This window comes from Aquincola tertiaricarbonis (assembly GCF_023573145.1).
GTDB lineage: Bacteria > Pseudomonadota > Gammaproteobacteria > Burkholderiales > Burkholderiaceae_C > Aquincola > Aquincola tertiaricarbonis_B.
The window spans coordinates 503,659-524,292 of sequence record NZ_CP097636.1 but is presented as its reverse complement, the minus strand read 5'-3'; the positions used below and the strand labels follow the sequence as shown (position 1 = coordinate 524,292).

At 67.6% G+C, this 20,634-nt stretch carries 16 protein-coding genes; 14 read left to right on the top strand and 2 right to left on the bottom strand.

Annotation, left to right across the window (positions count from 1 at the left end):
- Nucleotides 1-15 precede the first annotated feature (15 nt).
- Complete coding sequence (locus tag MW290_RS16635; RefSeq protein ID WP_250198825.1) at nucleotides 16-2,160, bottom strand: M14 family zinc carboxypeptidase; 2,145 nt, start codon at nucleotides 2,158-2,160, stop codon at nucleotides 16-18.
- A gap of 494 nt (nucleotides 2,161-2,654) precedes the next feature.
- On the opposite strand from MW290_RS16635, the gene MW290_RS16630 reads away from it, so the two are divergent.
- The 6 genes from MW290_RS16630 (at nucleotide 2,655) to MW290_RS16605 (ending at nucleotide 10,803) form a co-directional block, all read left to right on the top strand.
- A complete protein-coding gene (locus MW290_RS16630; protein ID WP_250198824.1) occupies nucleotides 2,655-3,557 on the top strand; it encodes a transporter substrate-binding domain-containing protein in 903 nt (300 codons plus the stop codon).
- Between the two features lie 46 nt (nucleotides 3,558-3,603).
- Entirely contained in the window at nucleotides 3,604-4,494 is an 891-nt protein-coding gene (locus MW290_RS16625; RefSeq protein WP_250198823.1) for an amino acid ABC transporter substrate-binding protein, read from the top strand.
- Nucleotides 4,495-4,556: 62 nt separating this feature from the next.
- Nucleotides 4,557-6,416: a sensor histidine kinase gene (locus MW290_RS16620; protein ID WP_250198822.1), complete on the top strand. Its 1,860-nt coding sequence runs from the start codon at nucleotides 4,557-4,559 to the stop codon at nucleotides 6,414-6,416.
- Nucleotides 6,416-7,759 carry a sigma-54-dependent transcriptional regulator gene (locus MW290_RS16615; RefSeq protein WP_250198821.1) on the top strand — a complete coding sequence of 448 codons (1,344 nt, stop codon included), beginning with the start codon at nucleotides 6,416-6,418 and terminating at the stop codon, nucleotides 7,757-7,759. Before MW290_RS16620 ends, MW290_RS16615 begins: the two co-directional genes overlap by 1 nt.
- Before the next feature lie 193 nt (nucleotides 7,760-7,952).
- Nucleotides 7,953-10,031 (top strand): S8 family serine peptidase, encoded by a 2,079-nt coding sequence (locus MW290_RS16610; RefSeq protein WP_250198820.1) that lies wholly within the window; start codon nucleotides 7,953-7,955, stop codon nucleotides 10,029-10,031.
- Between the two features lie 67 nt (nucleotides 10,032-10,098).
- On the top strand, nucleotides 10,099-10,803 hold the full coding sequence (locus MW290_RS16605) for a 2OG-Fe(II) oxygenase (RefSeq protein WP_250198819.1): 705 nt from the start codon (nucleotides 10,099-10,101) through the stop codon (nucleotides 10,801-10,803).
- Between the two features lie 3 nt (nucleotides 10,804-10,806).
- On the opposite strand, the gene MW290_RS16600 is transcribed toward MW290_RS16605, so the two are convergent.
- Nucleotides 10,807-11,535: a Crp/Fnr family transcriptional regulator gene (locus MW290_RS16600; protein WP_250198818.1), complete on the bottom strand. Its 729-nt coding sequence runs from the start codon at nucleotides 11,533-11,535 to the stop codon at nucleotides 10,807-10,809.
- Between the two features lie 122 nt (nucleotides 11,536-11,657).
- Between MW290_RS16600 and MW290_RS16595 the strand changes: the two genes are divergently transcribed.
- The 8 genes from MW290_RS16595 (at nucleotide 11,658) to MW290_RS16560 (ending at nucleotide 20,464) form a co-directional block, all read left to right on the top strand.
- Nucleotides 11,658-13,604: an AMP-dependent synthetase/ligase gene (locus tag MW290_RS16595; protein ID WP_250198817.1), complete on the top strand. Its 1,947-nt coding sequence runs from the start codon at nucleotides 11,658-11,660 to the stop codon at nucleotides 13,602-13,604.
- Nucleotides 13,604-14,497 carry an ABC transporter ATP-binding protein gene (locus MW290_RS16590; protein WP_250198816.1) on the top strand — a complete coding sequence of 298 codons (894 nt, stop codon included), beginning with the start codon at nucleotides 13,604-13,606 and terminating at the stop codon, nucleotides 14,495-14,497. The genes MW290_RS16595 and MW290_RS16590 overlap by 1 nt, the downstream gene beginning before the upstream one ends.
- Before the next feature lie 23 nt (nucleotides 14,498-14,520).
- Nucleotides 14,521-15,450: a branched-chain amino acid ABC transporter permease gene (locus MW290_RS16585; RefSeq protein ID WP_250198815.1), complete on the top strand. Its 930-nt coding sequence runs from the start codon at nucleotides 14,521-14,523 to the stop codon at nucleotides 15,448-15,450.
- Between the two features lie 120 nt (nucleotides 15,451-15,570).
- The gene (locus MW290_RS16580) at nucleotides 15,571-16,635 is read left to right on the top strand and encodes a branched-chain amino acid ABC transporter permease (protein ID WP_250198814.1); all 1,065 of its coding nucleotides are present in this window, start codon (nucleotides 15,571-15,573) and stop codon (nucleotides 16,633-16,635) included.
- Between the two features lie 41 nt (nucleotides 16,636-16,676).
- Nucleotides 16,677-17,996 (top strand): ABC transporter substrate-binding protein, encoded by a 1,320-nt coding sequence (locus tag MW290_RS16575; RefSeq protein ID WP_250198813.1) that lies wholly within the window; start codon nucleotides 16,677-16,679, stop codon nucleotides 17,994-17,996.
- 5 nt (nucleotides 17,997-18,001) lie between these two features.
- The gene (locus MW290_RS16570) at nucleotides 18,002-18,844 is read left to right on the top strand and encodes an ABC transporter ATP-binding protein (RefSeq protein ID WP_250198812.1); all 843 of its coding nucleotides are present in this window, start codon (nucleotides 18,002-18,004) and stop codon (nucleotides 18,842-18,844) included.
- Nucleotides 18,845-18,866: 22 nt separating this feature from the next.
- Complete coding sequence (locus MW290_RS16565; protein ID WP_250198811.1) at nucleotides 18,867-19,160, top strand: hypothetical protein; 294 nt, start codon at nucleotides 18,867-18,869, stop codon at nucleotides 19,158-19,160.
- Nucleotides 19,157-20,464, top strand: coding sequence for a phenylacetate--CoA ligase family protein (locus MW290_RS16560; protein ID WP_250198810.1), 1,308 nt, complete (start codon nucleotides 19,157-19,159; stop codon nucleotides 20,462-20,464). The genes MW290_RS16565 and MW290_RS16560 overlap by 4 nt, the downstream gene beginning before the upstream one ends.
- The last annotated feature ends 170 nt before the right edge of the window (nucleotides 20,465-20,634 follow it).

Genomic DNA, 20,634 nt, shown 5'->3' with positions numbered 1-20,634 from the left:
TCGTGTTCTGCTTGTTCAGTGGTTGCGGCGGCGGCGCAGGCCGGCCAGTGCGGCCAGGCCGGCGGCCATGGCGGCCAGGTCGAACCAGCCGAGCGCACCACCCCCGCTGTCACCGTCGTCGGCGTCGGCCGGCGCGGCGGTCACGTCCAGGAAGGCGGCCGACACGGCGCCGGGCTTGCCATCGGCATTGGTGCCCTGCACGTAGACCATGTGGCGGCCGGGGGTCAGGCCCGCGGTGTTGATCTCGCCGGTGGCCGTCTTGGTGGCATCGGGGAAGTCGGACCTGGCCTGCGACGAGGTGGACAGCGTCAGTTCCACGCCCACGGCACCGGGCTCCCAGGGCAGCTTGTCCACATAGGCCTTGGCGCCGGTGATGTTGTAGACCACCGGATAGGGCGGCGGCTTGATGGTGGACTGGCCGGCGTTGCTGTAGCGGTAGCGGTTGTCGTCCACGGTGGCGGTCACCGTCACCTTGTTGCCGGCCTGCACCGAGCTGGCCCCCATCATCACGTTCACCGTGTCAGGGCCGAAGGGCAGCTTGTAGACGCGATGCAGCACCCGGCTCAGGTAGTGGAAGCCGTTGAAGTTCTCCGGGTAGGTCTCGCGCTCGAAGACGCCGCAGTCCTCGTAGAACGAACGGCCCATCTCCACCGTGTAGGCCGGCGCGCCCAGGTAGCCGTAGGCGGCATCCTTGGTGGTGCCTTCGGTGTTGTAGCTCAGCAGCTGCTGAGACGAATAGTTGTTGTGGTACGCCAGGCGCTGGGCGATCACCGCCATGCCCTTGTTGTTGGGCGTGTGGGTGTTGAAGTCGTTCTCCGCCCGCTCCACGCCCCAGGGCCACAACACCGCGCGCGCATTGCTGTGCAGGTCGATGAACACGCCGCCGCCGTACTCGTCGCTGGCGCCGGTCTTCCAGTCCAGCTCACCGGTGCCGTTGTTGTCGCGGTTCTCGGGGTTGCAGTAGGTGGTGCTCTTGGGGCGGCCGTCGGGCAGCGCGCCGCCCTCCCACTTGCAGGCGGCCTGGTTCCAGTTGCCGCGGATGTAGTTCAGCACGGCCTTGGTTTCGGGTTCGGAGGCTGGGGCGATGCCGCGGTAGGTGTCGCCGCAGACGTTGCCATCGGAGCCGCCGGCACCGCCGGTGGCCCAGCCGAAGGGATAGTTGCGGTTGAGGTCGACGCCGGAGCTCAGGGTGTTCGGCACGCCCTGGTTGTTGACGGTGGTGCAGGCCGCGGTTTCGTAGTTCAGGTTGCGGCGCTGGCGCGCCGAGATGTCCTGCTCGGCCAGCTTGCGGCCATCCGGGTTGTGGACGATGAAGTGGTAGCGGTTGGTGTCCACCATCATCCGGGCGTTGGCATCGGTGTCGTAGTTGGCCAGCAGCCACTCGATGAACTTCATGCCCACTTCCTGCGGGGCGTACTCGCGCGCATGGATGCCGCCGGTCCACACCATGTTGGGCGGCGCCTCGCTCTGCGCATCCTGCTTCTCGAAGTTGCCGACGACGATGGCCTTGATGGGGCTGGGGTCGACGGGGAACAGGCTGAGGTTGAAGCGCGTGACGATCGACGGCGGCAGGTACTTGATCAGCAGGTTGGCGAAGGAGGACATCGAGTTGTCCGGCACGCTGGTGCCCACGGCCGGGATCACCTGCTTCTCGCCCATCCAGCTTTTGCCGAGGGTCTTGATCTTCACCAGCTTGGGGTACTTGGCCGCCAGCTCGTCGTAGGTCTGGTAGATCTGCTCGACCGTGCGGTAGCACGAGTGCACGCCGTTGGCGATGCTGCTGGGCTTGGCCACGCCCAGGGCGCGCGCGATGCCGCCCGACTTGACGTCCTGTGCGCGCGACTGGATGAAGTGCTGGATGCGCGCGGTTTCGGCCTCGTTGATCACCGGCGACAGGCCGGCGGCCTTCAGCGCCTCCATCTCCGCCGGGGCCACCTCAGCATGGATCTCCATCTTCTTCTGGTCGACGTACGGGTGGTCGAGCAGCTTGGTGGCGAAGGCGAGTTGGCCCTCGTTGGCATACGGCACCACGATGGACAGCACGGCGCCGCTGTCATCCGCGTGGTCGTGCGAGTCCGCCGTGTACGCCGGCATCGCGACGCTGGCAAAGGCCAGCGCCAGCGCTACCGACAGCTTCGAGGGGCAGGTTGGCTTGAACATCAGTTCCCATCTCCAAGGCTATGAACAACACCCGACAGGGAGTCGACGGCCGGGTGGCCGATGGGTGCTTCATTGCGCAAAACGTGCCAAGCGCTTCACGAAGGTTCACATGCGTTCACTGCTGCGTTGCAGCATCCATCGCATCGACTTGTCTAGACAAGTGGCCGCCGCAGCTGCTGTTTCCGCTATGACAAGGCGGGCTTCCAGGATCGGCATGGGTATCCGGCGCCAGCGCGGCACAAAGCGCTTTGGTTCGGCGCACTTGGGCCGCAGCCGCCATGCTGCGCTGGTGCCGGCGGCAACCGGTTTTCCGTCGCGCTGGCGCAAGGCCGTGACGGATTTCCGATCGGCCCCATGGCGCCATGGGCGCAGCCATGCGGCCCAAGGGTGCCGTTCCTCGGTGCAAACCCTGCTGTGGACCCTACGGATGGCCTTGGCACGCCTTGTGCACACAATGCCGCCCGTCTATACAAGCAGTACCCCGCGGTTCGTCGATGTCTGGAACCCTTCTCCGTCGCGTGATGGCGCTGGTGGCGCCACTGGCCCTGGTGGCCGCGGCGCCGTGCGTGCGCGCGCAGCCTGACACGCTGGTCAAGATCTCGGAGACGGCCACCATCAACCTGGGCCACCGCGAATCGTCGGTGCCGTTCTCGTACTACGACGGCAAGCGCCAGGTGGTCGGCTACTCGCACGAGCTGATGCTGCGGCTGCTGGACGCCATCAAGGCCGAGCTGAAGCTGCCCGCGCTCAACATCAAGCTGGTGCCGGTGACGCCGCAGAACCGGATTCCGCTGGTGCAGAACGGCACGGTGGACATCGAGTGCGGCTCCACCACCCACAACGAAGAGCGCGCGCGGCAGGTGGCGTTTTCCACCAGCATCTTCGTGATCGGCACGCGGCTGATGACGCACCGGCGCACGCAGATCCGCGACTTCGCCGACCTGGCCGGCCACAGCGTGGTGGTGACCGCGGCCACCACTTCTGAGCGGCTGCTGCGCACCTTCAATGAACGCCTGGGCGGCACCATCAACATCGTGATGGCCAAGGACCATGGCGAGAGCTTCCAGCTGCTGGAAGCGGGCCGGGCCGAGGCCTTCATGATGGACGACGCACTGCTGTACGGCGAGCGCGCCAAGGCCCAGAACCCCGACGACTGGATCGTGGTCGGCAGCCCCATGAGCTACGAGGCCTATGGCTGCATGATGCGGCGCGGCGATGTCTCGCTCAAGCGCATCGTCGACCGTGAACTCACCCGCCTGATGCAGAGCGGCGAGGCGCTGAAGATCTACGGCAAGTGGTTCCAGCGCCCCATTCCCCCCCGTGGCCTGAACCTGAACTGGCCGCCTTCCGACGCGCTGCTGGAGCTGTACCGACACCCGTCGGACCGGCCCCTGTGACCGCCGCTTCCCCCACCCGTTTTCCCCCCTGTCGAAAGAGACGACCATGACGAAGACCCTGTTTGCGATCGCCGCGTTGCTGGCGCTGGGCGGCGCACACGCCGATACGCTGAAGAAGATCAAGGACACCGGCTCGGTGACCGTCGGCACGCGCGAGTCTTCGGGCGCGCTGGCCTACACGCTGGGCGACGGCAAGTACACCGGCTTCCACTACGACATCTGCCAGAACGTGCTGGCCGACATCCAGAAGCAGCTGGGCCTGTCCAAGCTGGACATCAAGTACCAGCCGGTGACCTCGCAGAACCGCATTCCGCTGGTGCAGAACGGCACCGTGGACATCGAGTGCGGCTCCACCACCAACAACGCCACGCGCCAGAAGGACGTTGCCTTCGCTGTCACCACCTACGTGGAAGAAGTGCGCATTGCCGTCAAGGCCAACTCGGGCATCAACAAGATCGAGGACCTGAAGGGCAAGACCGTGGCCACCACCACCGGCACCACCTCGGTCCAGACGCTGCGCAAGCACCGCCGCGCCAATGGCGTGGAGTTCAAGGAGGTGATGGGCAAGGACCACTCCGACTCGTTCCTGCTGCTGGAATCGGGCCGGGCTGACGCCTTCGTGATGGACGGCCAGATCCTGGCCGGCAACATCAGCAAGTCGAAGGCGCCGGCCGACTACAAGATCGTGGGTGAGGTGCTGTCGGTGGAGCCGATCGCTATCATGATCCGCAAGGACGACCCCGCCTTCAAGAAGGCGGTGGACGACAGCATCAAGGCCCAGATCGCCCGTGGCGACGTGGCCAAGCTGTACGACAAGTGGTTCATGCAGCCGATTCCGCCCACCAACACCAAGGTGGGCCTGCCTCTGTCGGAGGCCACCAAGGCGGCATGGGCCAACCCGAATGACAAGCCGATGGAAGAGTACGCAGAGAAGTGATCCGTTCCGTGGCGCCTGGCAGGCGGGTCCTGCCGGTATGGCGCCGTTTGTTGTGGAGCGTGGTGGCGGTATCCATCATCGTGGGCAGTGCCTGGCTGGGCTTCAGCGTGAGCGAGCACCAGGGCATTGCCACGCTGCGGGCGGAATCCAACCACCGCCTGGACCTGTTCGCCTCCGCGGTGGAGGGCATGGTCAAGCGGCTGGAGCATGTGCCCGCCACCATCCAGCTCAGCCATGATGTGCTGAACCTGCTGCGCAACCCCGGCAACCCCCGCCGGGTGCAGGCGGCCGACAGCTACCTGCGGCGCCTCAATGCGCATGTGGGCAGCATGTCGGCCTTCGTGTTGAACGACCGCGGCGTGGTGGTGGCGTCCAGCAACGCCGACCGCAGCGACGACAGCCGCGTGGGCGAGGACGTGTCCTTCCGCCCCTACTTCCTTGAAGCGCTCTCCGGCCGCGTGGGCCGGCATTTCGCCATCGGCGTTCGTGGCGAGCCGGGTTACTTCGTCTCGCACCCCATCCGCGACGGTGCCCGCGTCATCGGCGTGGCCGCCATCAAGATCAGCCTGGAGCCGATCGACCAGACCTGGCAGATGGTGGGCGCGCCCGCGCTGCTGGCCGACGCCAACCAGGTGGTGATCCATTCGTCCCAGCCTGGCTGGCGTTACACCGCGCTGGTGGACCTGCCGGTGGAGCGGCGCGTGGACCTGCTGCTCACCCGCATGTACAACAGCATGCGCATCCGGCCCTTCCCGCTGTCGCCGATGCTGTGGATCGGCGAGGACGGCCAGCTGCTGGACGGCCCCGGCCCGGGCGGCCAGCAGCAGATGCTGCGCCGCGCCACCGGCACCGGCATGCTGGTGATGAGCCGGCCGCTGGACGGCATGGACTGGCGGGTGATGATGTTCCTCGACCTGCGCGAGGTGCGCACCACCGCCGCCCTCAACGGCATGATGGCCTCGGTGCTGGCCGCCTTCCTGATGCTGCTGGCGCTGTTCCTGGCGCAGCGGCGGCGCATCCAGCGCCAGCGACTGGAGTCGCGTGCGCTGCTGGAGCGTGCCAACGCCGACCTGGAACAGAAGGTGACCACGCGCACCCGCGACCTGACCGCCGCCAACGACCGGCTACGCAAGGAGGTGGCTGACCGCGAGCAGGCCGAGCAGACCCTGCGCGCCACCCAGAGCGAGCTGGTGCATGCCGCCAAGATGGCGGTGCTGGGCCAGCTGGCCACCGGCATCACGCACGAGCTGACGCAGCCGCTCGGGGCCATCCGCACCTTGTCGGGCAATGCGCTGGAATTCCTCAAGCGCGGCGACATGAAGACCCTGTCGGGCAACCTGGGCATCATCGCCCGGCTGGCCGACCAGATGGGCAGCATCATCCATCCGCTCAAGGGCTTCGCGCGCAAGTCCGAGCCGGTGCCGGCCCGCACCGACGTGGCGGTGGCGCTGGGCAATGCGCTGTTCCTCTTCGGCCTGCGGCTGCGCAAGGAGCAGGTGGAGGTGGTGAACCTGTGCGAGCCCGGCGCCGTGGTGGCCTGGTGCGATGCCAACCGGCTGGAGCAGGTGCTGATCAACCTGATCGGCAACGCGATCGACGCCATGGCCGACTCGCCGGTCAAGACGCTGACGCTGGCCGCCGACTACGAGGCGCCCGAGCCCGGCGACACGGTGGAGCGCTGGGCCCGCATCGACGTGATCGACAGCGGCGCCGGCCTGGACGCCACCACGCTGGCGCACCTGTTCGAGCCTTTTTTCACCACCAAGACACAAGGCGCCGGACTGGGCCTGGGGCTTGCCATCTCACGGGACATCGCCCGCGAGTTCGGCGGCGACATCGTGGCCCATGGCCATGCCGACGGCGGCGCGTGCTTCAGCCTGCGGCTGCCTGCCGCGGCCAGCGTGCAGGAGACAGTGACGTGATGAACAACGACCTTTCGGTGCTGATCGTCGAGGACGATCCCCATGTGCAGCTGGGCTGCGTGCAGGCCATGCAGCTGGCCGATCTGCCGGTCGAAGCGGTGGACAACGCCGAAGCCGCGCTGCAACGCGTGCAGGACGGCTTTGCCGGCGTCATCGTCACCGACATGCGCCTGCCCGGCAGCGATGGCCTGCAGCTGGTGCGCCACTGCCGCGAGGTGGACGAGGGCCTGCCGGTGATCATGATCACCGGCCATGGCGACGTGAGCCTGGCGGTGGAAGCCATGCGCAGCGGCGCCTACGACTTCATTCCCAAGCCCTTCTCGCCCGAGACGCTGACCGAGGTGGTGCGCAGGGCGATGGAAAAGCGCGCGCTGACGATGGAAGTGGCCACGCTGCGCCGCATGCTGGACACCCGCAGCGGGCTGGAAGGCCGGTTGATGGGCCGATCGCCGCAGATCGAGCGGGTGCGCCAGCTGATCCGCGAGGTGGCCGACAGCCCGGTGGACGTGCTGATCCACGGCGAGACGGGGACTGGCAAGGAGGTGGTGGCGCAATCGCTGCACGAGATGTCGGTGCGGCGGCACGGCCCCTTCGTGGCGCTGAACTGCGGCGGCATGCCCGACAACCTGCTGGACAGCGAGCTGTTCGGCCATGAGGCCGGCGCCTTCACCGGCGCGCAGAAGCGCCGCGTGGGCAAGATCGAGTACGCCAATGGCGGCACGCTGTTCCTGGACGAAGTGGAAAGCATGCCGATGGGCATGCAGATCAAGCTGCTGCGGGTGCTGCAGGACCGCCGCATCGAACGCCTGGGCTCCAACCACAGCGTGCCGGTGGACGTGCGCGTGGTGGCGGCCACCAAGGACGACCTGCTGCAGCGCGCGAACGAGAACGCCTTCCGCGCCGACCTGTACTACCGGTTGAATGTGGTGCAGGTGGAGCTGCCGCCGCTGCGCGAGCGGCGCGAGGACATTCCGCTACTGACCGAGCACTTCATGCTGCTGGCCGCCAGCCGCTACGGCCGCACCCAGCCCACGGTGACGGTGGAGCAGATGCAGCGCCTGATGGCCCACAGCTGGCCCGGCAACGTGCGCGAGCTGCGCAATGTGGCCGAATGCCTGGTGTTGGGCATCCGCAAGGACGTGCTGGGCGCCGGCCCCGCGGCCACCGGCGAGCATGCCGATGCCAGCGCCTCGCTGGTGGAGATGGTCGAAGGCTTCGAGCGCAGTCTGATCGCGGCCGAGCTGGCCCGCAACGGCGGCAACATCGCCCACAGCGCCAAGGCCTTGCGCATTGCCAAGACCACCTTGAACGACAAGATCCGCAAATACGGGCTGCATGGCTGAGAGGCCGTGGCCTGCTGCGGCGCAGCAGGCGGTTTTCCGACCGCGCCGGCGCGTGGCCAGTCGGTCGGCCGTCTCTCGCAGGCGGCTGCCGCCAGCGGAATCAAGCACTTAGAAAAGGTTCCGTCGCTTGTTCACAGTGGCATAAGCAATGCAAAGGAACGTTTCTCAAAACAGAACGTTCCAGGAGCAGACCTTGTCCCACCCCCGCCACCTGAAGAAAACCCGCCTGGCCGTGATGGTGCTGGCCGCCGTGGCCACGCACCAGGCCGCCGCCATCACCACCTACGCCGGCGACCCCGGCATGCTGGGCAACCCCGCCAGCTGGCGCACCGCCGAGTTCAACCGCGACTGGGGCCTGCTGTCCATCGGCGCCGAATTCGCTTATGCGCGCGGCTTCAGCGGCGCCGGCATCAAGATCGGCGAGGTGGACTCGGGCTACTTCGCCAGCCACCGCGACCTGCCCTCCTCCCGCTACAGCGGCGTGACGGTCAACGGCATTCCGGGTGCCTATGACGCCGCCTACAACGACCGCCACGGCACCCACGTGGCTGGCACCATCGCGGCCAGCCGCGACGGCGCCAACGTGGCCAACAACATGCACGGCGTGGCCTTCAACGCCAGCGTGGTGGTGGGCAACACCGGCCGGACCGACGGCGTGCTGTACGGCATTCCGCAGGCCACGCAGACCGCGGCCCAGACCATCGACAACAAGCACGTGGCCGACGTGTACCGCGCGGTCAATGCCCAGGGCGTGCGCATCATCAGCACCAGCTTCGGCAGCCAGCCCAACACCGAGCAGTACGAAACCCTGATGCCCAGCACCGCCATCGCGGGCAACGGCCAGAACCTCAGCGGCCGCGCCGGCCTGCTGGGTGCCTGGGGCTACCTCGCCAACGAGGACACCTGGTTCCAGGGCACGCTGGATGCGGCCAAGACCGGCACCGTCATCGTCTTCAGCGCCGGCAACGGCGGCTACAAGAACCCCAGCCCGCGCGCGGCGGCGGCCTACTTCGACCCCACGCTGGAAAAGAACTGGCTGGCAGTGGCGGCCATCCGCCAGAACCTCAGCGTGAACGGCCAGGCCGTCGGCCAGTCGCTCAATGCCGATGGCTCGGTCAACGTGCCCGGCGCCCAGCTGTACAACCAGTGCGGCCTGGCCAAGTGGTCCTGCGTCACCGCGCCCGGCAACACCATCTACAGCACGGTGCTGAACGACGGCTACGCCACCGCATCGGGCACCTCGATGGCGGCGCCGCACGCCTCCGGCGCGCTGGCGGTGGTGATGGAGCGCTTCGGCTACATGACCAACGAGCAGGCACTGACGGTGCTCAAGACCACCGCGGTGCAGAACGGCACGATCAACGATGCCAATGGCCTGGCCATCGCCAACCCCAATGCCGGCAAGGTGGTGGCGGTGCCCGACGAGCGCAACGGATGGGGCACCATCAGCCTGAAGAACGCGATGAACGGCCCGGGCCAGTTCACCGGCCGCTTCGCCGTCAACACCCAGGGGCAGAACGACACCTGGTCCAACAACATCTCCGACGTGGCCATCAAGGCCCGCAAGATCGAGGACGACGCCGAGGCTGCCAGCTGGAACGCCACCAAGGCCACCAAGGGCTGGACCAACGGCCTGCCGGCCGGCGCCAGCGCCGACGACCGCAACGAGTACACCGTGGGCATGGCGCGTGAAGCCGCGCGCAGCACCCGCGAGTACGAAGGCAGCCTGGCCAAGTTCGGCGAAGGCACGCTGGTGCTGTCCGGCGACAACTCGTTCTCCGGCGGCGTGGACCTGCATGGCGGCAAGCTGGTCGGCGCTTCGGCCACGGCCTTCGGCACCGGCAACGTGAACGTGTTCGGCGGCACGCTGGGCGTGCGCGGCGCCGATACGCTGCAGGTGGGCGGCAACCTGACGCTGGGCACTGCCGGCACGCTGGACCTTGAACTGGGCAGCGGTTTCACGCTGGGCAGCGGCCCGTTGCTGCAGGTGGGCAAGCGCGCCACGCTGGTGGGCGACCTGTCGCTGTCGTTCGACAGCGGCTTCAGCTTCGTGGCCGGCACCTACAACCTGCTGAGCGCCACCACGCTGGAAGGCAGCTTCGGCCAGATCAGCACCACCGGCCTGCTGGCCGGCTACACCGCCAACGTGCTGTACACCGCGGGCGGCGTGCAGCTCAACATCGCGGCCGTTCCGGAGCCTGAGACCTACGCGCTGCTGCTCGGCGGCCTGGCGGTCGTCGGCTTCGTCGCGCGCCGCCGCCGCCAGGGCTGACCGCCTGCGGCATTGACAGGAAGCGCCCGATCCTCCCGGGCGCTTCCTTTTTTCTGGTCGTACGCCCATGAGCACACCTTCGCCCGACTTCATCGAGACCTTCGACAGCGTGCTGCCCGCAGCCCTCTGCCAGGCCATCGTGCAGGGCTTCGAGCGCAGCGGCCAGGCCCGGCGCGGCGAAGCCGGCAGCGGCCTGGACCTCACGCTCAAGAACAGCTGGGACATCGCGCTGGACGCGCATGCGGCCTGGGCCGAGACGCGCCGGCAGCTCAACCTGGCGGTGTTCAACGCGCTGCTGAACTACCTGCGGCGCTACCCGCACACCGTGCTGGGCCCGCTGCGCCTGCAGCTGCCCGATGCCGCGGGCCAGCCGCGCACGCTGGACGCAGAGAGCCTGCGCGCCCTGCCCGACGAGGTGTTGACGCAGGTGGCCACGGCCGCGTTGCGGCCCGGTGCCATCAACCTGCAGAAGTACATCGCCGACGAAGGCGGCTACCCCTACTGGCACAGCGAGCAATACCCCAAGCTGGACCAGGGCGAGGCGCTGCACCGCGTGCTGCTGTGGACGCTGTACCTGAACGACGCCTTCGATGGCGGTGAAACCGAGTTCCTGTACCAGGGCCGACGCATCACGCCGCGCACCGGCACGCTGCTCATCGCGCCGGCCGGCTTCACCCACACCCACCGCGGCAACCGGCCGCTGGGCGGGCACAAGTACATCGCCACCAGCTGGGTGCTGTTCCGGCGGGCCGAGGCGCTCTACGGCCTTTGAGGCTCAACGCCGGTAGCGCCGCAGGCCTTCCAGGTCCAGCACCTGCACGCCGCCGTACTCCACGCGGATGAGCTGCGCCGCCTGCAGCGCGCGCAGCGCCTCGTTCACGCGCTGGCGCGACAGGCCCACCAGGTAGGCCAGCTCCTGCTGCGTAATACGCAGCAGCGTGCCCACGCCGGGAAACAGCACCGGGTGGAACAGCCCGGCCAGGCTGCGCGCCACGCGGCTGTCCGGGTCGGTCAGGCGGTCGGTCTCTCGTGCGGCGATGAACTGGCTCACCCGCTCGTTCAGCTGGTTCATCAGGTAGCGGTTGAACGGGATGCTGCGCGCCAGCAGCCATTCGAAGGTGTCGATCGGCAGCCCGGCCACCACGCTGCGGCGCAATGTCTCGATGTTGTAGCGGTAGCTCTCACGCTTGAGCAGCGTGCCTTCACCGAACCAGGCACCGGGCGGCAGGCCCGAGTAGGTGATGGCTGCCTCCACCGACGCGTCGTTCGTCATCTTCAGCAGCCCGTCGACCACGCCGAACCAGTAGTTGGCGCGGCGGCCGATCTTGCACACCAGGTCGCCGGGGTCGGCATCGGCCACCTCCAGGTCGGCCACCACGCGGGCTCGGTCTTCGTCGCCCAGCACCTGCAGCCAGGGCACCATGGCCAGCTCGGCCGTGGTGGCCGCGCGCGCCCGCGCACGCAGCGCAGAGCCGGGGCGGTGGGAGGTGCTGGTGTCGGGCATGGCAAGTGGGCCGCCGCCGATGCGGGAAAGCCCCGGGGCGTACTGTCCCTAGGATTGTCGTCAGAACGACAAGCGGGCGTCAATTTCTTTCCTACAGTGCATTCAACACAAGGAGACCCGCCTTGGAAGACACCTTTCCGCGGTTGATGCTCGAACACGCACGCCACCGGCCCCAGGCCCCGGCGCTGCGCGAGAAGGAATACGGCATCTGGCAGACGTTGACCTGGCAGCAGCTGGCCGAGCTGGTGCGGGCACTGGCCGCAGGCCTGCACGCCGCCGGCCTGCGCCGCGGGCAGCACCTGGTGGTGATCGGCGAGAACCGGCCGCGCCTGTACGCCAGCATGCTGGCCGCGCAGGCCATCGGCGCCATCCCGGTGCCGCTGTACCAGGACGCGGTGGCCGCCGAGTTCGTCTACCCCATCAACAACGCCGAGGTGGCCTTTGCGGTGGTGGAAGACCAGGAGCAGCTGGACAAGCTGATCGAGATCCGCCCGCAATGCCCGCAGCTGGCCCGTGTGTGGTTCGACGATCCACGCGGCCTGCGCAGCTACACCGAGCCGGGCATGGCCAGCCTGGATGCGCTGGTGCAAGAGGGCCAGGCGCTCAACCAACGCCAGCCCGCCTTCTTCGACGGCGAGGTGGCGCAGTCGCAGGCCGGCGACGTGGCGGCCATGTTCTTCACCTCGGGCACCACCGGCCACCCCAAGGGCGTGGTGCACACGCATGCCTCGCTGCTGGACCGTGCGCGCGCCGGCCAGCGCTTCGACAAGCTGACCGAGCGCGAGGAGGTGCTGGCCTACCTGCCGCCGGCCTGGATCGGCCAGAACATCTTCAGCTATGCGCAGTGGCTGGCCTGCGGCTACGTGGTGAACTGCCCCGAGTCCAGCGCCACGGTGACGATCGACCTGAAGGAGATCGGGCCCACCTACTACTTCGCGCCGCCGCGCATCTTCGAAGGCCTGCTCACCAGCGTGATGATCCGCATGGAGGATGCAGGCCGCCTCAAGCGCTGGCTGTTCCACCGTTGCCTGACGCTGGCCAAGCGCGTGGGCCCGGCCCTGATGGACGGCCGCCCGGTGGGCGCGCTCGACCGGCTGAAGTACCGCCTGGGCGACCTGTTGATCTACGGCCCGCTGCGCAACACGCTGGGCCTGTCGCGGGTGCGGGTGGCCTACACCGCCGGCGAGGCCATCGGCCCCGACCTGTTCAGCTTCTACCGCTCGATCGGCATCAACCTCAAGCAGCTGTACGGCAGCACCGAGACCGCGGTGTTCGTGTGCCTGCAGCCGGACCATGAAGTGAAGGCCGACACCGTGGGCGTGCCCATCGACGGCGTGCAGATCCAGGTGAGCGACAGCGGCGAGATCCTGGTGCGCTCGCCCGGGCTGCTGAAGGGCTACTACAAGAACGAGGCCGCCACTGCCGAAGTGCTGACGCCCGACGGCTGGTACCGCACCGGCGATGCGGGCTTCCTGGATGCAGGCGGGCACCTGAAGATCATCGACCGCGCGAAAGACGTCGGCCGCATGGCCGGCGGCCCGCACGACGGCGCTATGTTCGCGCCCAAGTACGTCGAGAACAAGCTCAAGTTCTTTCCGCACATCAAGGAGGCGGTGGCCTTCGGCGATGGCCGCGACAAGGTGTGCGCCTTCGTCAACATCGACTTCGAGGCGGTGGGCAACTGGGCCGAGCGGCGCAACCTGCCTTATGCCGGCTACACCGACCTGGCCGCCAAGCCCGAGGTGACGGAGCTGGTGCGTGAGTGCGTGCAGCAGGTCAATGCCGACCTGGCCGCCGACGAGCGCCTGGCCGGCTCGCAGATCAGCCGCTTCCTGGTGCTGCACAAGGAGCTGGACGCGGACGACGGCGAACTGACCCGCACCCGCAAGGTCCGCCGTGGCTTCATCGCCGACCGCTATGCGGTGCTGGTGGAAGCGCTGTATGGCGGCCGCACCGAGCAGTTCATCGAAACGGCGGTGAAGTACGAAGACGGCCGCACCGGCGTCGTCTCGGCCACGTTGAAGATCATCGACGCGAAGACTTTCGCGCCGATTGGAAAGGCAGCCTGATGAGTTATGCGGCCCAAGCCCTCCACCCGCCGGCCCCCGGCGCCCTGTTCGCGCAGCAGCCGCCAGCGGCTGGCGGCACGCTGCCTGCGGCCGGGCAGCCCACTGACACCGGCCGCCGCCACATCGGCGACGTGATCCTGGACGTGCGCAACATCAGCCTGCGCTTCGGCGGCGTGAAGGCGCTGACCGACATCAGCTTCAACGTGCGCGAGCACGAGGTGCGCGCCATCATCGGCCCCAACGGCGCCGGCAAGAGCTCGATGCTCAACTGCATCAACGGCGTGTACCAGCCGCAGGAAGGCGCCATCACCTTCCGCGGCAAGACCTTCAAGCACATGAACTCGCGCCAGGTGGCCGAGATGGGCGTGGCCCGCACCTTCCAGAACCTGGCCTTGTTCAAGGGCATGAGCGTGCTGGACAACATCATGACCGGCCGCAACCTGCGCATGAAGAGCAATCTGCTGCTGCAGGCGCTGCGCTGGGGCCCGGCCGAGCGCGAGGAGATCGCCCACCGCGAGAAGGTGGAACGCATCATCGACTTCCTCGAGATCCAGGCCTGGCGCAAGACGCCGGTGGGCCGCCTGCCCTACGGCCTGCAAAAGCGCGTGGACCTGGGCCGCGCGCTGGCGATGGAGCCGCAGGTGCTGCTGCTCGACGAGCCGATGGCCGGCATGAACGTCGAGGAGAAACAGGACATGTGCCGCTTCATCCTCGACGTCAACGACGAGTTCGGCACCACCATCGTGCTGATCGAGCACGACATGGGCGTGGTGATGGACATCTCCGACCGCGTGGTGGTGCTGGACTACGGCAAGAAGATCGGCGACGGCACGCCCGATGAGGTGCGCACGAACGAAGACGTGGTCCGCGCCTACTTGGGCACATCACATTGACCGCCCACGGCCAGGAGTAGCGCATGGGGTTCTTTCTTGAGACGTTGTTCGGCGGCCTGATGGCCGGCATGCTGTACGCGCTGGTGGCGTTGGGCTTCGTGCTCATCTTCAAGGCCAGCGGCGTCTTCAACTTCGCGCAGGGCGCGATGGTGCTGTTCGCGGCACTGGCGATGGCGCGCTTTTCCGAGTGGTTGCCGCAGTGGCTGGGCTTCGAGAGCCGCTTCCTGGCCAATGTGCTGGCCATCGTGCTGGCGGTGGTGGTGATGATCGGCGTGGCCTGGCTGATCGAGCGGCTGGCGCTGCGCCAGCTGGTTGGCCAGGAGCCCATCGCGCTGCTGATGGCCACGCTGGGCATCACCTACTTCATCGACGGCGCGGGCCAGCTCATCTTCGGCAGCGCCACCTACAAGATCGACGTGGGCATGCCCAAGGACCCGATGATCCTGTTCGAGGACGTGTTCCAGGGTGGCCTGCTGCTGAGCAAGGAAGACCTGTACGCGGCCCTGGTGTCGGCCCTGCTGGTGGCCAGCCTGTCGCTCTTCTTCCAGAAGACGGCCACCGGCCGGGCGCTGCGTGCGGTGGCCGACGATCACCAGGCCGCGCAATCCATCGGCATCCCGCTGTCGCGCATCTGGGTCATCGTCTGGTCCATCGGCGGCATCGTGGCGCTGGTGGCCGGCATCATCTGGGGCAGCAAGCTGGGGGTGCAGTTCAGCATCTCGCTGGTGGCGCTCAAGGCCTTGCCGGTGGTCATCCTGGGCGGCCTCACCTCGGTGCCGGGCGCCATCGTCGGCGGCCTGATCATCGGCTCGGGCGAAAAGCTCTCCGAGATCTACCTCGGCCCCTTCCTGGGCGGCGGCATCGAGAACTGGTTCGCTTACGTGCTGGCGCTGGGCTTCCTGCTGGTTCGTCCGCAAGGCCTGTTCGGCGACAAGATCATCGACAGAGTGTGATGGCGCCCCCAAGCTCGCTCTCGCTCGCTACCCCCCAAGGGGGCCGCCCGCTGGCAGCCCGGCAAAGCCGGATCTGCGGCGGTGGCTGGGTCAACACCTTCATCGTTCACGGAGCCGTCGATGCTTTATCGTGAAAACGGTCAGTTCAAGCAGAGCTACCACGCCGACCTGCAGATCTTCCCGGTGCTGCAGGACCGGGTGGCCATCCAGCTGCTGCTGGTGCTGGCCTTCGTCGCGGTGCCCTTCGTGGCCAGCGACTATGCCTTCCGGGCCATCCTCATCCCCTTCCTCATCCTGTCGCTGGCGGCGATGGGCCTGAACATCCTGGTGGGCTACTGCGGCCAGATCTCGCTGGGTACCGGCGCCTTCATGGCCATCGGCGCCTATGCCGCCTACAACCTGCAAGTGCGCATCGACGGCATGCCGCTGCTGGTGGCGCTCATCGGCGGCGGCTTGTGCGCGACGGTGTTCGGTGTGCTGTTCGGCATCCCCAGCCTGCGAATCCGCGGGCTGTACCTGGCGGTGGCCACGCTGGCGGCGCAGTTCTTCACCGACTGGTTCACCAACCGCGTGCCCTGGGTCACCAACAACTCGTCCTCGGGCTCGGTGAGCGTGCGCGAGCTGTCGCTGTTCGGCATGGCGGTGGAAACGCCCGCGCAGAAGTACCTGTTGTGCCTGTCCATCGTGGTGGTCTTCGGCCTGCTGTGCAAGAACCTGGTGCGCGGCGCCATCGGCCGCCAGTGGATGGCCATCCGCGACATGGACGTGGCGGCCGCGGTCATCGGCATCCGGCCGGTGTACGCCAAGCTGTCGGCCTTCGCGGTCAGCAGCTTCGTGGTCGGCGTGGCCGGTGCGCTGTGGGGCTTCGTGCACCTGGGCTCCTGGGAGCCTGCGGCTTTCAGCATCGACCGCTCGTTCCAGCTGCTGTTCATGGTGATCATCGGCGGGCTGGGCTCGATCTCGGGCGCCTTCTTCGGCGCCGCCTTCATCGTGCTGCTGCCGCTGCTGCTGAACTACGTGCCGCACTGGCTGGGCCTGCCGCTGTCCACGGCCACCGCCTCGCACCTGGAACACATGATCTTCGGCGCGCTGATCGTGTTCTTCCTGATCGTGGAGCCGCACGGACTGGCGCGGCTGTGGCTCACCGCCCGCGAAAAGCTGCGCCTGTGGCCGTTCCCGCATTGACGCCCTTCACCCAGCAACAAACCACACGGAGACAAGACACCATGAAGTTCGGATCTTTCGCCCTGACCGCTGCGGCCGTCGCTGCCGCGATGTCCTTCAGCGTTGCCCCCACTGCTGCTCAGGCGCAAGCAGCCGAGCAGTTCGTGCCGCTGCTGGTCTACCGCACCGGCCAGTTCGCGCCACTGGGCATTCCCTGGGCCGACGGCAAGCAGGACTACCTCAAGCTCATCAACGCGCGTGACGGCGGCGTCAACGGCGTCAAGCTGGTGTTCGAGGAATGCGAAACCGCCTACGACGCCGCCAAGGGCGTGGAATGCTATGAGCGCCTGAAGGGCAAGGGCACCGGCGCCTCCGGTTTCGACCCGCAGTCCACCGGCATCACCTTCGCGGTGACGGACAAGGCCTTCAACGACAAGGTCGCCATCCAGACCATGGGCTACGGCCTGTCGCAGTCGGTCGACGGCACGGTGTTCGAGTGGAACTTCCCGCTGCTGGGCACCTACTGGACCGCCGCCGACGTGATGATCCAGGACATCCTGAAGAAGGAGAAGGGCAACCTCAAGGGCAAGAAGATCGCCCTCGTCTACCACGACTCGCCCTACGGCAAGGAGCCGATCCCGCTGCTGCAGAAGCGCGCCGCCAAGGATGGCTTCGAGCTGGTGATGTTCCCGGTCACGCCGCCTGGCGTGGAGCAGAAGTCCACCTGGCTGCAGATCCGCCAGCAGCGGCCCGACTATGTGCTGTTCTGGTCCGCCGGCGTGATGACCCCGGCCGGCATCCGCGAGGCGCAGGCCAGCGGCTTCCCGCGCGAGAAGATGTACGCCATCTGGTGGGCCGGCTCCGACCACGACGTCAAGGACATCGGTGCCGGCGCCAAGGGCTACAACGCCATCACCATCCACAACAGCGCCGCCCGCGACAAGGTGCATGACGACCTGAAGAAGTTCGTCTACGACAAGGGCCAGGGCACCGCCAGCGATGCGAGCCAGGTCGGCGTGATGGCGCATACCCGCGGCATGATGATCTCGATGCTGCAGGTGGAGGCCATCCGCGCCGCGCAGGAGAAGTTCGGCAAGGGCAAGACGCTGACGCCCGAGCAGGTGAAGTGGGGCTTCGAGAACCTGGACCTGACGCCCGAACGGCTGAAGGCACTGGGCTTCGGCGAGATCATGCGGCCGGTCAAGACCTCGTGCAGCAACCACATGGGCACCGACTGGGCACGCATCGTCCAGTGGGACGGCGGCAAGTGGAACATCACCTCCGACTGGTACCAGGCCGATCAAGCGCTGATCGATCCGCTGGTCAAGGAGATGTCCGCCAAGTACGCCAAGGACAAGAACATCAAGCCCCGCAGCTGCTGAACGCCATGCAAGTTGCCGCCACGCCCTCCCCGAGCGCCACCGCGCGCCGCGACTTCCTCGACGTCAACGGCATCGAGGTGATCTACAACCATGTGATCCTGGTGCTCAAGGGCGTGTCGCTGCGGGTGGAGGAAGGCTCCATCGTGGCGCTGCTGGGCGCCAACGGTGCCGGCAAGACCACCACGTTACGCGCGGTGTCCAACCTGCTGCATGCCGAGCGTGGCGCGGTCACCAAGGGCTCGATCGCGCTGCGCGGCGAGCGCATCGAGAACCTCACGCCGGCCAGCCTGGTGGAGCGTGGCGTCATCCAGGTGATGGAAGGCCGCCACTGCTTCGCGCACCTGACGATCGAAGAGAACCTGATGACCGGCGCCTACACCCGCACCGACGGGCGCGCCGCGGTGGCCGAGACGCTGGAGAAGGTCTACGCCTACTTCCCGCGGCTCAAGACCCGGCGCACCAGCCAGGCGGCCTATACGTCGGGCGGCGAGCAGCAGATGTGCGCCATCGGCCGCGCGCTGATGGCCAATCCGCGCATGGTGCTGCTGGACGAGCCTTCGATGGGACTGGCGCCGCAGATCGTGGAAGAGGTGTTCGAGATCGTGCGCGACCTCAACACCAAGGAGGGCGTCACGTTCCTGCTGGCCGAGCAGAACACCAACATGGCGCTGCGCTATGCCGACTTCGGCTACATCCTCGAAAGCGGCCGCGTGGTGATGGACGGCCCGGCCGCCGCGCTGCGCGAGAACGAGGACGTGAAGGAGTTTTACCTGGGCACCGGCGGCGAGGGGCGCAAGAGCTTCCGCGACGTCAAGAGCTACAAGCGCCGCAAGCGCTGGCTGGCCTGAGCATCCTGGGAGGGCTTCGGCCATGTCCGACGACAACTTTTTCGCGCTGCCCGCTTTCAAGCCGGCCGAGGCGCTGGTGCAGCTCAAGCGGCAGCTGCGTGACCTCAAGCTCACCGAGCGCGGCCACCGCTACGAGTTGGACGGCCAGGCCGTGGTCGAAGTGATGGCCGACGACAGCGCCATCGAGGCACGTGTGGTCAAACGGCCGGCGCGCACGCCGGAGTGGACGGTGCAGCGCCTGGGCGCCAGCACCGAGGTGCGCCGCTTCCTCGACACCCTGAAAACCCAACTGGCGCGCTGGCGCTCCGACGAATGAAGGCCGAGTACTTCGACGCCCTGGAAACCCGCGACCCGGCGGAGCGCGAGGCAGCGCTGCTGGCCGCCCTGCCCGGCCAGTTGGCGCATGCACAGGCCCACAGCCCCGCGCAGGCGCGGCGTCTGGCTGGCATCGACCCGCAGGCCATCACCAGCCGCGCGGCGCTGGCCACCCTGCCGGTGCTGCGCAAGCATGAGCTGCTGGCGCTGCAGCAGGCCCAGCGGGCCGAGCAACCTGACGGCGACCCGTTCGCCGGCTTTGCCGCAGCCGGCTGGAACGGGCTGCGGCTGCCGCGACCGGCCAAGCGGGTGTTCCAGTCTCCGGGTCCGATCTATGAGCCCCAGGGCCAGGGCAGCGACAGCTGGCGGCTTGCGCGTGCACTGCATGCCGCCGGTTTTCGGGCCGGCGACCTGGTGCACAACAGCTTCAGCTACCACCTCACGCCCGCCGGCGCGATGATGGAAGAAGGCGCCCTGGCGCTGGGGTGCGCCGTGTTCCCGGGCGGTGTGGGCAACACCGACCTGCAGCTGCAGGCGATGGTGGAGCTGCGGCCGCACGGGTATTGCGGCACGCCCAGCTTCCTCAAGATCGCGCTGGAAAAGGCCGCCGAGCAGCGGCTCTTGCTGGCCTCCCTTCGCAAGGGGCTGGTCAGCGGCGAAGCATTTCCGCCTTCGCTGCGCGACTGGCTGCGCGAGCGCGGCATGGAGGCCTACCAGTGCTACGCCACCGCCGACCTCGGCCTCATCGCCTACGAGACCGAAGCCCGTGAAGGCCTGGTGCTGGACGAACAGGTGATCGTCGAGATCGTGCGCCCGGGCACCGGCGATCCGGTGGCCGATGGCGAGGTGGGCGAAGTCGTCGTCACCACCTTCGACCCCGACTATCCGCTGGTCCGCTTCGGCACCGGTGATCTCAGTGCGGTGATGCCCGGCCACTGCCCCACCGGCCGCACCCAGACCCGCATCCGCGGCTGGATGGGCCGTGCCGACCAGACCACCAAGGTGCGCGGCATGTTCGTCCATCCCAGCCAGGTGGCGGAGGTGTTGAAACGCCACCCCGACGTCCAGCGTGCCCGGCTGGTGGTGGAAGGCGAGATGGCCAATGACCGGATGACGCTGCACGCCGAGCTGTCGGCAGGTCATGCTGCTTCCGCAATTGGCGTGGTGGATCAACCGCTACTGGGTGACCAACTGGCAGCCAGCGTGCGACACATCACCAAACTGCGTGCCGAGGTCCGCCTGGTAGCGGCAGGCAGTTTGCCCAACGACGGTGTGGTCATCGAGGACAAACGCAGCTACCGCTAGCATTCGCGGCGGCTGAAAGGGGCGCGGGCGCGCGTCATCTGCATGTCGGGCGCGCCGAAATGGTCCGGCACTTTTGCACGCGCATCCATCAACCCCGGGGCAGCCCCTACGTAGTCACCGACGCCGAACACGTCGGCCCTTGTCTAGCATTCCGCCACCGTGCGATTGCA

Bases quoted from the DNA above. Each gene is read 5' to 3' on its own strand.
- MW290_RS16560 (WP_250198810.1), top strand. From the start codon at position 19,157: ATGAAGGCCGAGTACTTCGACGCCCTGGAAACCCGCGACCCGGCGGAG.
- MW290_RS16570 (WP_250198812.1), top strand. From the start codon at position 18,002: ATGCAAGTTGCCGCCACGCCCTCCCCGAGCGCCACCGCGCGCCGCGAC.
- MW290_RS16630 (WP_250198824.1), top strand. From the start codon at position 2,655: ATGTCTGGAACCCTTCTCCGTCGCGTGATGGCGCTGGTGGCGCCACTG.
- MW290_RS16600 (WP_250198818.1), bottom strand. From the start codon at position 11,535: ATGCCCGACACCAGCACCTCCCACCGCCCCGGCTCTGCGCTGCGTGCG.
- MW290_RS16605 (WP_250198819.1), top strand. From the start codon at position 10,099: ATGAGCACACCTTCGCCCGACTTCATCGAGACCTTCGACAGCGTGCTG.
- MW290_RS16575 (WP_250198813.1), top strand. From the start codon at position 16,677: ATGAAGTTCGGATCTTTCGCCCTGACCGCTGCGGCCGTCGCTGCCGCG.
- MW290_RS16635 (WP_250198825.1), bottom strand. From the start codon at position 2,160: ATGTTCAAGCCAACCTGCCCCTCGAAGCTGTCGGTAGCGCTGGCGCTG.
- MW290_RS16585 (WP_250198815.1), top strand. From the start codon at position 14,521: ATGGGGTTCTTTCTTGAGACGTTGTTCGGCGGCCTGATGGCCGGCATG.
- MW290_RS16625 (WP_250198823.1), top strand. From the start codon at position 3,604: ATGACGAAGACCCTGTTTGCGATCGCCGCGTTGCTGGCGCTGGGCGGC.
- MW290_RS16565 (WP_250198811.1), top strand. From the start codon at position 18,867: ATGTCCGACGACAACTTTTTCGCGCTGCCCGCTTTCAAGCCGGCCGAG.
- MW290_RS16590 (WP_250198816.1), top strand. From the start codon at position 13,604: ATGAGTTATGCGGCCCAAGCCCTCCACCCGCCGGCCCCCGGCGCCCTG.
- MW290_RS16580 (WP_250198814.1), top strand. From the start codon at position 15,571: ATGCTTTATCGTGAAAACGGTCAGTTCAAGCAGAGCTACCACGCCGAC.
- MW290_RS16615 (WP_250198821.1), top strand. From the start codon at position 6,416: ATGAACAACGACCTTTCGGTGCTGATCGTCGAGGACGATCCCCATGTG.